This is a genomic window from Burkholderia glumae LMG 2196 = ATCC 33617, from assembly GCF_000960995.1.
Classification (GTDB): domain Bacteria; phylum Pseudomonadota; class Gammaproteobacteria; order Burkholderiales; family Burkholderiaceae; genus Burkholderia; species Burkholderia glumae.
Map to the genome: position 1 here is coordinate 861809 of NZ_CP009435.1, position 12085 is coordinate 873893.

Consider the following 12085-nt stretch of genomic DNA (forward strand, 5'->3'; position numbering starts at 1 on the left):
TTTGCCGCCTCACCCGGCTGCCTAGAATGCGATCCCGTACCAACGGAATTCTCTAGGAGGCGGCGATGGCGCAGACGAACGCGAACGCAGCGGCAGGCGCGGCACGCGGCTTCGGCGCGCGCGAGCGCTCCCGGCGTTGCCGCCTGGCCCTGCTGGCGCTGGGCCTGGCCGGCCTGCTGCCGAATCTGGCCGCCGCGCAGGCGGCCGGCGGCGACGGCATGATCGTGATCCCGGGCCGCGGCGAATCGGCCGAGACGGCGCTGGCCAACGCCAACGCGCACGGCGTGAGCACCCCGGCCGCGCACCCGCCCGCGTCGAGCCTCGCTTCGTACAGCGCGGCCGACTTGCGCAACGCCTACGGCGCCGGCGCCCGCAGCGGCGGCACGCCGCCCGCGCCCGCCGGCACCATCGGCATCGTGCCGGGCGCGGGCGGCGACAGCGCGCTGCGTGCCGCCGCGATGGGCGAGACGCCCGCCAACCGGCCCGAGCCGCCGCTCTACCCCATGCCCGGCAGCGCGACGACGCGGCCGGCCGTGAATCGCGCGGCCCCGCGCACCGAAAACCAGGGCAACGAGGCGGCCGGCTACGCCGCCGGTTATGCGGCCGGCATCGCCGCGGCGCGCCGCGCGGCCGCGGCCCAGCCGGCGCCGGCCGCCGCGGCGCCGCGCCATCCGTCGGCCGGCTCGCGCGGCTCGGCCGCTACGGCGCCCGCGGCGCTCGGCACCGTGCGCGCCGTCTATTCACCGGGCGCGACGGAACGTGCGCCGGCCGGCCAGGATGCGGCGGGCGGCGCGATGCGCTACGCGGCGCCGGCCGTGATGCGCGTCTCGGCGCGCCAGAGCGCGCCCTCGCCGAGCGCCGTCGCCGCGGTGGTGGCGCCCACCCTGGCGCCCGCTCCGGCTGCCGCGCCGGCCGAGAACGGCGCGGCCCGCAACGCCGGCGCGGCCCCGGCCGCCGCGCTCGGCCAGCCGGCCGGCCAGCAGGACCCGGAAGCGATCCGCGCCGCGGCGCTCGCGTTCCTGCGCCAGCAGACGGCCGGCCTGCCCGGCAAGGCGATCGTCACGGTGACCGCCGCGTTCCCGCGCGGGCTCGCGGCTTGCGCCACGCTCGAACCGTTCCTGCCCACCGGCGCACGGCTCTGGGGCCGCACCACGGTGGGCGTGCGCTGCGCCGGCGCGCGGCCGTGGACGCTCTACCTGCAGTCGAAGATCGAGGTCCAAGGCAACTATTACGTCGCCGCGCACGCGCTCGCGCCGGGCGACGTGCTGACGGCCGCCGACCTCGTCGCGCACGAGGGCGACCTGACCATGCTGCCGCTCGCCGTGATCACCGATCCGGCGCAGGCGGTGGGCGGCACCTCGCTGGTGCGCGTCGCGGCCGGGCTGCCGCTGCGCCAGGACATGCTGCGCAGCGCCTCGTCGGTCACCATCGGCCAGACCGTGCGGGTGGTGGCGGCCGGCCAGGGATTCTCGATTTCGTCGGAGGGCAGCGTGATGAACAACGCGGGGCCGGGACAGCAGGTGCGGGTCCGGCTGGCGGCCGGCCAGATCGTGACGGCGGTGGTGAAGGATGGGAACACGGTGGAAGTTCCGTTATGATGGGCGCGGCCTGAAAGCGGCCGGAAAGCTTGCAAAGATTTGTTTATGCAAGCCTTTATGGATGAGCAGGCGCTAAAGTTCGGCTCTGATCTGCCGTTATCTTGCTCAAATCGTTCAGGAAGCCCATCGTGAAAATCGATACCACCCCCGCCACGAACGTCCGCCCGGCGTCCCCCGACGCCGCTTCGCCGCGTACCCAGGCCAGCAGCAGCACCGCCCCGGCGGCTGCCGCGCCGGCCGAAAGCGCGCCGGCCGGCGGCGATGCGAACGTGAATCTGTCCTCCCTGTCCACGAATCTGCGTTTGCTCGCGGCTTCGGGATCGGCCGACATCGACACCGCGAAAGTGCAGTCGATCCGCGACGCGATCAAGAATGGATCGCTGACGATCGACACCGGCAAGATCGCGGACGGCATCCTGCAGACGGCCAGCGAGCTGCTGCGGACACCGGCGAGCCTCGGCTGAGCACGACGCGGATGACGCCCCCGGGCGCGCGGATGGTCCGTGCGCCGTCGTTTTGAGCGAGATGCAATGAAAGAAGCCCTGCTGGCGACGATCAACGACGAGCATGCGACGGTCGAGGCCTTCGCTTCGCTGCTCGTCTACGAGCAAAAGGCACTGACGGCGGCGTCGCCGGCCGACACGCTGCCGGACATCATCGCGCGCAAGACGGAGCTGGTCGAACGGCTCGCGTCGCTGGAAAAGCAGCGCGACGCGCAGCTCGCGGCGCTCGGCTACGCGGCCGGCAAGGCCGGCATCGACGCGGCCGCCGAGCGCGACCCCGGCATCGCGAGCCGCTGGAAGCTGCTGCGCGACGCCACCGAGCGCGCGCGCCACGCCAACATGAACAACGGCATGCTGATCCGCATCCGCATGGACTACAACGAGCGCACCCTCCAGGTGCTGCGCGCGCAGCCCGCGCGCGCCGGTCTCTACGGCCCCGACGGGCGCGTCTCCAACCCGGTGCGCTGAGCGGCGGGCGGCAGGCGCCGCCCGCACCCGGGTTTTCCCGTAGATCGCCGCGGCTTGTGCCGCTGTCTCGTATCGACCGCCCCGGCGCCGCCGCTTCGGCAGGCGCCGTCCGACCGACTCGTCACGGCGCCCGACCGGCCACCGTCTCGTCCCGCCGTCCTACCCTCCCAGCCTCAGCCGTGCTCGCCGGTCGCGAGCGCCGCCGCCACCGCGTCGGTGCGTGCTCGCTGCACGGCATCGCGGATCGCGTCCGGATTGCCGCGATGGCCGGCCGCGATCTGCCCGGCATCGACCGCGCGCGCGGCGACCAGCGCGCGCCGCAGCCGCTCGGCCTGCGGATACGGCTGCGTCTCGAGCCCGAGCCGGCCTCGCGCGTCCGCCTCGCAGGCCTGCAGCATCTCGGCGAAGCGCCCCGGCTTGCGCAGCGCGTCGGCGCGTTCGAGCAGGCGCACCAGCGCGGCGGCACTCATCGACATCACCTGGTGCAGGTTGCCGTGCTCGCGCGCCACCAGCAGCGCCAGGTCGCGACACTCGTTCGGCACGCGCAGCCGCTCGCAGAGCGGCCTGAGCAGATCGACGCTGCGGCCCTCGTGGCCGATGTGGCGCGGCAGCACCTCGGCCGGCGTGGTGGCCTTGCCGAGATCGTGGGTCAGCGCGGCGAACCGCACCGGCAGCGAATAGGCATGCTTGGCCGCGTGATCGATCACCATCATCACGTGCACCCCGGTATCCACCTCGGGGTGGTAGTCGGCGCGCTGCGGCACGCCGAACAGCGCGTCCACCTCGGGCAGGATGCGCGCCAGCGCACCGCACTCGCGCAGCACCGCGAACATGCGCGACGGCTTCGCCTCCATCAGCCCGCGCGACACCTCCTGCCAGACCCGCTCCGGCACCAGCGCGTCCACCTCGCCCGCCGCCACCATCTCGCGCATCAGCGCGAGCGTCTCGGGCGCCACCGTGAAATCGGCGAAACGGGCCGCGAAGCGCGCGACGCGCAGAATCCGCACCGGGTCCTCGACGAACGCCGGCCCGACGTGGCGGAACCGCTTCGCGGCCAGATCGGCGCGCCCGCCGAACGGGTCGATCAGCTCGCCCGTGATCCGGCCGTCCGGATCGATCTCGCGCGCCATCGCGTTGATCGTCAGGTCGCGGCGCGCCAGATCCTCGTCGAGCGTCACGTCCGGCGCGTAATGGAACTGGAAGCCGTGATAGCCGGCCGCCGTCTTGCGCTCGGTGCGCGCGAGCGCGTACTCCTCGTGCGTCTGCGGGTGCAGGAACACCGGGAAATCCTTGCCCACCGGGCGGAAGCCGCGCGCGGCCAGCTGCTCCGGCGTGGCGCCCACCACCACGTAGTCGCGGTCCTGCACCGGCAGGCCGAGCAGGGCATCGCGGATCGCACCGCCTACCACATAGATGTTCATGCGCTTGCCTCCCGGCCTTCTCAGTATTCGACCATGCGCGTCTCGCGGCGCGCGCCCTCGTTCCAGGCCGCGACCGCCGGCAGCGCGAGCATGCGCTCGACATAGGCGGCCGAGACCTCGCAGAGCACCGGCGCGTAGCAGACGAAGCGCATCACCACCGGCGCGTACATCGCATCGGCAATCGTGAACGCGCCGAACAGGAACGGGCCGCCCGAGCGCGCGAGGCAGTCGCGCCAGATCGCCTCGATGCGCGCGACCTGGGCCAGCGCGGCCGGCGACAGCTCGCGGCCGGGCTGCGGCGCGCGCAGGCTGAACGGCATCTCGGCGCGCACCGCGGCGAACCCGGCATGCATCTCGGCCGAGACGCTGCGCGCCCGCGCGCGCGCCACCGGCTCGACCGGCCACATCGGCTGCGCGGGAAACCGCTCGGCGAGCGTCTCGGCGATCGCCAGCGAATCCCAGACGGCATGGCCGGCCTCGTCGATCAGGCAGGGCACGCGGCCCGACGGCGAGAGTGCCAGGATGCGCGCCTCGGTGTCGGGCGCGCGCAGCTCGATCAGGGTCTCCTCGAACGGTATCCCGAAGTGCCGCATCAGCACCCAGGGCCGCATCGACCACGAGGAATAGCTCTTGTCACCAATGATCAATCGCATCGTCACGTCTTGTCGTCCAGTCGAAGGGAAGCGCGCCGCGCCGGCCGCGCGACGGGTGCGCCCGGCGCGGGTGCCCGCACCGCGGGGCGAGCCGACTCGGCCCGCCCGGCAAGCAGCGCGGCTAGGCCGTCGCGGCGGCTGTCGTCAGCGCCGCGAGCGCCAGGCGTCGTAGCGCGTGCCGCCGGCGGCGAGATAGCCGGGCGCGACGCTTTCGAGGCTCGCGGGCCGCACCCCGAGTTCGGGCGCGAGCGGGCCGCTCAGCACGTTCGGCACGCGCATCGAGTCGAGATTGTCGCGCGTGATCACGGGCTCGCCGGGCAGATGCTCGAACACGCATGCCTGCAGCCGCGCGAGCGCGTCGGGCAGCCGGATGATGCGCGCCTGGCGGCCCACCAGCGCGCCGCAGTAGCGCACCAGCTGCTCGAGCGTGTAGACGCGCGGGCCGCCCAGCTCGTAGGTCCGCCCGTAGGCCGCGCGGTTGCCGGCCACGGCCAGCAGCGCCTGCGCGACGTCGCCGACGTATACCGGCTGGAACTGCGCGTCGGGCATCGCGAGCGGCAGCACCGGCAGCAGCCGCTGCAGCCGGGCGAAGGTGGTCAGGAATGCGTCGCCGGGGCCGAACACCACCGACGGCCGCAGCACGGTGACGGCGAGCGCCCCGCCCGAGGCGGCCGCCGCCGCGTGCAGCGCGGCCTCGCCGTCGCCCTTCGAGCGCTGGTACATGCTCGGCCCCTGCGAATCGGCGCCGAGCGCGCTGACCTGCACCAGCTGCGCCACGCCCGCGCCGGCGCAGGCTGCGGCCAGCGCGCCCGGCAGCGCCACGTGCAATTGCCGGAAGCCCTCGCCGTAGGGCGTGCCGTGGCCGCCGTGCAGCGTGCCGACCAGATTGATCGCGACGCCGGCGCCGGCCACCACGCGCGTGAGCGAGCCGGCGTCGAGGCCCTCGAGTTCGACCACCTCCACCGGCATGGTGGCGAGATGGCGGGCGCGCTCGCGGCGCCGCGCGGCGACGCGCACCGGATAGCCGGCGCGCACCAGGGCCGCGACGAGGCGCGCGCCGATGAAGCCGGTGGCGCCGACGAGCGCGATGGTCGGACGATCCATGGCGAAACTCCCGTCAGGTGTCGAAAACGCGCCGCCGGCCGGGCCGCGCGCAGCGCAAGGGCATCGGGCGCGGCACCGGGCGGCCCGGCGCGGGCCGCCGGTGCGCGTGGTTCAGGGCGCGATGAAGCCGAGGCGCGCCTTCAGCGATTCGGGCTTGCCTTCGAACAGCGCCGCGTAATAAGTGGTGTTCGACAGCACGTTCTCCACGTAGTCGCGCGTCTCGTTGAACGGGATCGTCTCGGCGAAGATCGCGCCCTCCACCGGCTTCGTCAGCGCCTGCCGCCACTGGCGCGGCCGGCCCGGGCCGGCGTTGTAGCCGGCCGTGGCGAGCACGGCCGAGTCGTCGAACTTCTGGTAGATGTCGGACAGATACCAGGTGCCGAGCTGGATGTTGGTGTCGATGTCGTGCATCTGCTCGCGCGAGATGCCGCCCATGCCGAGCTTCTTGGCGACCAGCTGCGCGGTGGCCGGCATCAGTTGCATCAGGCCGCCCGCGCCGACCGAGGAACGCGCGTTGGTGATGAAGCGCGACTCCTGGCGGATCAGGCCGTAGGCCCATTCGATGTCGAGGCCGTTGGTCTGCGCGTAGCGCTCCACGATCGGCCGGTACGGCGCGGGGTAGCGCAGCGTGAAGTCGTGCAGCGCGGTGGTGCGGTCGGCGGTGTTGACGGTGCGGTCGAGCAGGTCGATGCGCTTCGCGTATTCGGCCGCGGCCAGCAGCTGGCGGTCGGTCATGCCGCGCAGCGGCCAGTTCCACTCGCGGTTGCCCTCGAGCCGCAGGTTCAGCGCATAGAAGCGCCGTGCCAGCGCGAAGCCCGGCACCTGGCTCATCGCCTCCACCTCGGCGTCGGTCACGGTGGTGCGCGGCGGGATCACGGTCTTCTGGCCGAGCTCCTCGGCCGCGAGCTGGCCGTAGAAGTCGAAGCGGCCCGCCACCTGCTCGAAATCGCGGCTCGCGCCGCCGGCGTCGCCGGCCTGCTTCAGCGCGCGGCCATGCCAGTAGAGCCAGGCCGGCTGCGCGCGCAGGTCGGCCGGCATCTGCTCGATCGCCCAGCGCACCATCGGCCAGTCGCCCGCGAGCAGCGCCGCGCGCACGCGCCATTCGTAGCCCGGCGTCGACAGCGGCGCGCCGCCCGACTGCTTGTAATACTGCACCGCCAGCGGCAGGCGCTTGATCGCCGCCTGCATGCCGATCTCGCCCCAGGCGATCGCCTGCTCGGGCTTCGACAGCGTACCGAGCGTGGCGAGCATCGCCGCGGCCTGGTCCGGATCGTTGCGCGCCATGCGCGTGATCGCGATCAGCGCGAGCTGGCGCGAGGTGGCGTCGGCGCCCACGCCGCGCGCGAGGAACAGCGGCGGCGCGCTCGCGGCCTGCTCGAACGCCACCGGGCGCGGGCCGAGCACGTCGGCGATCTTGCCGGCGGTGGTGGTGTAGTTCTGCTCGAACGCGAGCCGCACCTGCCTCCAGACGTCGTCGGACGAGAACTGCTGGTTCACGGCGAGCGCCGAGATCAGATCCACGCAGCCGTCGCCGTAGTATTTCGGATCGACCAGCAGGTCGCGCGCGATGTCGGCCACCTTCTCGCCGCGCGCGGCGCGCGACTCCAGCGCGTAGCACTTGACCTGGGTGTCGTCGTCGAGCACGAAGCGCTTGTACTGGTCGTCGAAGCCGCGCCAGTCGTGGCGCGCGCCCAGCACCAGCAGGTAGTCGTTGCGCATCCGGTCGGCGATCGCCTGGCCGTCGTAGCGCTGCAGGAACGACAGCACCGGCGCGTCGGGCGCATCGATGCGCGCGCGCCCCGAGCTGTCGAACAGCTGCGGCTTGATCTGGAAGTATTCGAGATAGGACGGCGCCGGGTAGCCGGGAATCATCGCGGCCAGCTGCGCGGCACGCGCGGCGTTGTTGGCGCGCGCGGCCTCGCGAAGCTGGACGAAGATCTGGTCGTCGTTCGACGAGACCGGGTCGACGGGTTGCGCGGCGCAGGCGGCGGCGCCCACGGCCAGCGCGAGCGCCGACAGCGTCATGGCGGCCGCGCGATATACTCGGACGAGGCTGGTTGACATCGATTTGAACAGGGAACGGAACCGGAGCACGAAGTGAGCGAAAGCATAGCACGCCCCCCCGCCGCCATCGCCAAGCAGGCGCTGCGCGAAACGCTCGCGCCGCTGCGCCGGGCGGCCAGCGGCGAGGCGGCCGCGAACGCCGCGCTCGCGCGCCGCGTGCTGGACCTGCTCGGCAAGCATCCGCTCCTCACGGTGGGCTTCTACTGGCCGCTGCCGGGCGAGTTCGACGCGCGCGCCGCCATCGCCGAATGGCTCGCCGACGACGCGCGCCGGCGCGCCGCGCTGCCCGTCATCGCGCAGCCCTACACGCCGCTGTCGTTTCATACCTGGACGCCGCAGGCGCCGATGCGCACCGGCCATCACCGGATTGCCGAGCCCGCGCACGGCGAGCCGGTGGTGCCGGACCTGCTGCTGATACCGTGCGTCGGCTTCGACCGGCAGGGCTTCCGGCTCGGCTACGGCGGCGGCTATTACGACCGCACGCTGGCCGCCTGGCCGAACGACGCGCTGCCCGTCACGATCGGCATCGCCTACGAGGCGCTCGCGCTCGACGCGCTGCCGCGCGAATCGCACGACCGGCCGCTCGACTGGATCGTCACCGAGCGCCACGCCTACCGCTCGGGCTCGACGGCCTGAGGCGGCCCCGGCGCGGCCGGCCGCGCGCCTACAGCGAGGCGGCCGCGCGCGCGGCCGTGTCGTACAGCCCCGAGGCGTGGCGCAGCAGCTGCGCGGCCTCGCCGATCTGCGCGTTGGTGAGCCCGCTGTCCCTGAGCGTCTCGATCAGGCAGTGCTCGCGCACCTCGCGGTACTTCTCGCACAGCACGCGCCCCTCGGGCGTGACCGAGAACAGCACCTCCTTGCCCGACTTCTCGCCCGCCACGTAGCCGCGCGCTGCCAGCTTCCTGAGCGCGTAGGTGGCAACGTGCGTATCCTCGATATTGAGCACGAAGCAGATGTCGGCCAGCTTCTTCTTGCGGTCGCGATGCCCGACATAGTGCAGCAGCGAGACCTCGATGGCGGTCATGTCCTTCGCGCCGGCGGCCGCCATGCAGCGCACCATCCAGCGGTTGAACGCGTTGCTCGCCGTGATCAGCCCGTATTCGAGTTCGGACAATTCGGCGCTCGTCTCGGAGACGAGATGTTCGGACGAGACGATCTTGGTGGCGGGACGCGGCGGCATGTCGGGTACGTCGGGAGAAGCGGTTCGGAAAGAAATGAGCCGCAGTGTACGCCAGAACCGCAAACCCACCGACTTGCGGGGATATGCTTGTCGGCGATTTATCGATAATTTACCGATGATGTATCATCCCCGAAAACCGCTGCCGCCCGCGAGCCGCCCATGACCGCTCCCCGTCTCTATCCGCTCGGCGACACCGCCGTCGTCTGCGAGGCGCCACCGCCCGCCACGCTCGAATGCCAGCGCCGGATCTGGGCCGTGGCCGAGGCCGCGCGCGGCTGGCCGCACGTGATCGACGTGGTGCCCGGCATGAACAACCTCACCGTCGTGTTCGATCCGTTCGACAGCTCGGCCGAACGGCTTATGCCGCTCCTGGAGGCGGCCTGGCAGGACGCCGACGCCGGCGCCGCGCCGGCCCGCGAGGTCGAGATTCCGGTGGTGTACGGCGGCGCGGGCGGCCCCGATCTGGCGGCGGTCGCCAAGCACACCGGCCTCACGGCCGAGGCGCTCGCGCAGCGCCACGCGGCCGGCAACTACGTGGTGTTCTTCCTCGGCTTCCAGCCCGGCTTCGCCTATCTCGGCGGCCTCGACGCCGCGCTGCACACGCCGCGCCGCACCACGCCGCGGCTCGAGGTGCCGGCCGGCTCGGTCGGCATCGGCGGCGCGCAGACCGGCATCTACCCGGCCGCCGCGCCCGGCGGCTGGCAGCTGATCGGCCGCACCGCGCTGACGCTGTTCGATCCCGCCGCCACGCCGCCCACCCTGCTGCGGCCCGGCGACCGGGTCCGCTTCACGATCTCGGAGGTACTCGGCTCATGACGACCCGCCCGGCTCAGGCCGCCGTCGAAGTATTGCGCGCGGGCCCGCTGTCCACGGTCCAGGACGCCGGCCGCCACGGCTTGCGGCATCTCGGCGTGGCGCAGGGCGGCGCGCTCGACACGCTCGCGCTCGCGGTCGGCAACCGGCTGGTGGGCAACCGGCCCGACGCGGCCGCGATCGAGATCACGCTCGGCCCGGCGGCGTTCCGCTTCCCGCGCGCCACCCGCATCGCGCTCACCGGCACCGAGTTCGGCGCGACGCTCGGCGAGCGGCCCGCGCACGCGTGGTGGAGCCTGCCGGTGGCGGCCGGCGAGACGCTGCTGGTGCCGGTGGCCAAGCGCGGCATGCGCGGCTACCTGTGCGTGGCGGGCGGCATCGACGTGCTGCCGGTGCTCGGCTCGCGCAGCACCGATCTCGGCTCGCGCTTCGGCGGCCTGGGCGGACGCGCGCTGCGCGACGGCGACCGCCTGCCGATCGGCCCGCTCGCGGCCGGCCAGCGCGGCTGCGTCGCGCCCGAGGCGCGCGAGTTCGGCGTCAAGGCGCCGGCCTGGTGCGCGCCGTTCATGCGCTTCGACGAGGCGCCGCGGCGGCCGCGCCACGCCCATGCCCACGCGCCGTGGGCGACCCCGGTGCGGGTGCTGCCCGGCCCGCAGTACGAGGCGTTCGCCGCCGCCTCGCGGCAGGCCTTGTGGGACGACGAATGGCTCGTCACGCCGAACAGCAACCGGATGGGCTACCGGCTGGCCGGCCCGACGCTCGAGCGCGAGACGCGCGACGAACTGCTCTCGCACGCGGTGCTGCCCGGCGCGATCCAGGTGCCGCCGAGCGGCCAGCCGATCGTGCTGATGCACGACGCGCAGACCACCGGCGGCTATCCGCAGATCGGCACGGTGATCCGCGCCGATCTCTGGAAGCTCGCGCAGGCGCGCCTGAACCTGCCGGTCCGCTTCGTGGCGACCACCGCCGAGGCCGCGCGCGAGGCGCTGGCCGCCGAACGCGCCTACCTGCGGCAGATCGACGTGGCGATCGCGCTGCGCGACGAGACGCTTTCCCGGGCCGCCTGACGGCCCGCCCCCTCACGACCCAGGACCCGCACACATCATGCAAATCGACCTGAACGCCGATCTCGGCGAGGGCTGCGGCAGCGACGAGGCGCTGCTCGGGCTCGTCACCTCGGCGAACATCGCGTGCGGCTGGCACGCGGGCGGCGCGCAGGCGATGCGCGACTGCGTGCGCTGGGCGGTGCGCCGCCACGTCTCGATCGGCGCCCATCCGAGCTTCCACGATCCCGAGAACTTCGGACGCAAGGAGATGGACCTGCCGGCGGGCGAGATCTACGCCGGCGTCCTCTATCAACTCGGCGCCCTATCTGCGATCGCACAAGCCGAGGGCGGCCGCATCGCCCATGTCAAGCCGCACGGCGCGCTCTACAACCAGGCCGCGCGCGATGCGCGCATCGCCGATGCGGTGGTGGCCGCGATCCACGATTTCGATCCGTCGGTGGCCGTGTACGGGCTGGCCGGCAGCGGCTTCGTGGCGGCCGCGCGGCGCGCCGGCCTGGCGGCCGTCGAGGAGGTGTTCGCCGATCGCGGCTATCGCGCCGACGGCTCGCTGGTGCCGCGCGGCGAACCGGGCGCGCTGGTGGACGACGAGGCGGCGATGCTGGCGCGCACGCTGGAAATGGTGCGCGGCCGGCGCGTGCGCGCGGTGACGGGCGAGTGGGTGCCGCTCAATGCGCAGACCGTCTGCCTGCACGGCGACGGCCCGCACGCGCTGGCGTTCGCGCGGCGGCTGCGCGACACGCTCGGGCAGGCCGGCGTCACGCTGGTCGCGCCGGGCGCGACGCACGCCTGAACCGCCGCGACCGAAGCGGGCCGCGCCGGATCGGCACCGCATCGGCAATGCGCCGCGCCGATGCGGTGCCGCCAGACGGCCGGTTAATGGCGCACGATCAGCCGCGGCCGACAATAAAAAAAGCGCCCGCGGCGCTTTGCTTTTTTCAAACAACCGATCGATAAAAATCAAATCCGCATTCAAATCAGGCGATTTTCAAATCGTGTCATTGAATAATGGCAGAATGATTTACCGGTGCAATTACGCGATATTCAATCGGAACCCCAAAAAAACACGTCCGCCGCCAACCGTCAAACTAACCACGGCCGGACGGCGGAGCGCCCAATTGCTACCACGCTCGAAGCGTGCCTCGTCGTTCTTCGTCTATTGGCCTCGCGTACTGCCGGTGGCCATTGCCGGCACGTCGATTACGTGCCGGCAACGC

Annotated in this window: 12 protein-coding genes; 7 read left to right on the plus strand and 5 right to left on the minus strand. The window is 72.8% G+C overall.

Annotation, left to right across the window (positions count from 1 at the left end):
- The first annotated feature begins 65 nt into the window (after positions 1 to 65).
- The 3 genes from flgA (at position 66) to KS03_RS16405 (ending at position 2569) form a co-directional block, all read left to right on the plus strand.
- Positions 66 to 1598 (plus strand): flagellar basal body P-ring formation chaperone FlgA, encoded by a 1533-nt coding sequence (gene flgA / locus KS03_RS16395; protein WP_015877232.1) that lies wholly within the window; start codon positions 66 to 68, stop codon positions 1596 to 1598.
- Positions 1599 to 1726: 128 nt separating this feature from the next.
- Entirely contained in the window at positions 1727 to 2062 is a 336-nt protein-coding gene (gene flgM / locus KS03_RS16400) for a flagellar biosynthesis anti-sigma factor FlgM (RefSeq protein WP_015877233.1), read from the plus strand.
- 66 nt (positions 2063 to 2128) lie between these two features.
- Positions 2129 to 2569 (plus strand): flagella synthesis protein FlgN, encoded by a 441-nt coding sequence (locus KS03_RS16405; RefSeq protein WP_015877234.1) that lies wholly within the window; start codon positions 2129 to 2131, stop codon positions 2567 to 2569.
- Between the two features lie 173 nt (positions 2570 to 2742).
- On the opposite strand, the gene KS03_RS16410 is transcribed toward KS03_RS16405, so the two are convergent.
- The 4 genes from KS03_RS16410 to KS03_RS16425 form a co-directional block, all read right to left on the minus strand.
- Complete coding sequence (locus KS03_RS16410; RefSeq protein ID WP_015877235.1) at positions 2743 to 3990, minus strand: multifunctional CCA addition/repair protein; 1248 nt, start codon at positions 3988 to 3990, stop codon at positions 2743 to 2745.
- A 20-nt stretch (positions 3991 to 4010) separates the two neighbouring features.
- The gene (locus tag KS03_RS16415; protein ID WP_015877236.1) at positions 4011 to 4643 is read right to left on the minus strand and encodes a glutathione S-transferase family protein; all 633 of its coding nucleotides are present in this window, start codon (positions 4641 to 4643) and stop codon (positions 4011 to 4013) included.
- Between the two features lie 144 nt (positions 4644 to 4787).
- Positions 4788 to 5747, minus strand: coding sequence for an NAD-dependent epimerase/dehydratase family protein (locus KS03_RS16420; protein ID WP_015877237.1), 960 nt, complete (start codon positions 5745 to 5747; stop codon positions 4788 to 4790).
- 111 nt (positions 5748 to 5858) lie between these two features.
- Complete coding sequence (locus KS03_RS16425; protein WP_015877238.1) at positions 5859 to 7811, minus strand: lytic transglycosylase domain-containing protein; 1953 nt, start codon at positions 7809 to 7811, stop codon at positions 5859 to 5861.
- A 33-nt stretch (positions 7812 to 7844) separates the two neighbouring features.
- On the opposite strand from KS03_RS16425, the gene KS03_RS16430 reads away from it, so the two are divergent.
- Entirely contained in the window at positions 7845 to 8447 is a 603-nt protein-coding gene (locus KS03_RS16430; RefSeq protein WP_015877239.1) for a 5-formyltetrahydrofolate cyclo-ligase, read from the plus strand.
- 28 nt (positions 8448 to 8475) lie between these two features.
- Here the strand turns inward: KS03_RS16430 and KS03_RS16435 are convergent, their stop codons facing one another.
- The gene (locus KS03_RS16435; protein WP_015877240.1) at positions 8476 to 8991 is read right to left on the minus strand and encodes a winged helix DNA-binding protein; all 516 of its coding nucleotides are present in this window, start codon (positions 8989 to 8991) and stop codon (positions 8476 to 8478) included.
- A gap of 159 nt (positions 8992 to 9150) precedes the next feature.
- Between KS03_RS16435 and pxpB the strand changes: the two genes are divergently transcribed.
- The 3 genes from pxpB to pxpA are packed head-to-tail and all read left to right on the plus strand — an operon-like array spanning position 9151 to position 11661.
- Positions 9151 to 9807 (plus strand): 5-oxoprolinase subunit PxpB, encoded by a 657-nt coding sequence (gene pxpB / locus KS03_RS16440; RefSeq protein WP_015877241.1) that lies wholly within the window; start codon positions 9151 to 9153, stop codon positions 9805 to 9807.
- Positions 9804 to 10871, plus strand: a complete 1068-nt coding sequence (locus KS03_RS16445; RefSeq protein ID WP_015877242.1) for a 5-oxoprolinase subunit C family protein — start codon at positions 9804 to 9806, stop codon at positions 10869 to 10871. The genes pxpB and KS03_RS16445 overlap by 4 nt, the downstream gene beginning before the upstream one ends.
- A gap of 37 nt (positions 10872 to 10908) precedes the next feature.
- The gene (pxpA, locus tag KS03_RS16450; RefSeq protein ID WP_015877243.1) at positions 10909 to 11661 is read left to right on the plus strand and encodes a 5-oxoprolinase subunit PxpA; all 753 of its coding nucleotides are present in this window, start codon (positions 10909 to 10911) and stop codon (positions 11659 to 11661) included.
- Positions 11662 to 12085: the final 424 nt, after the last annotated feature.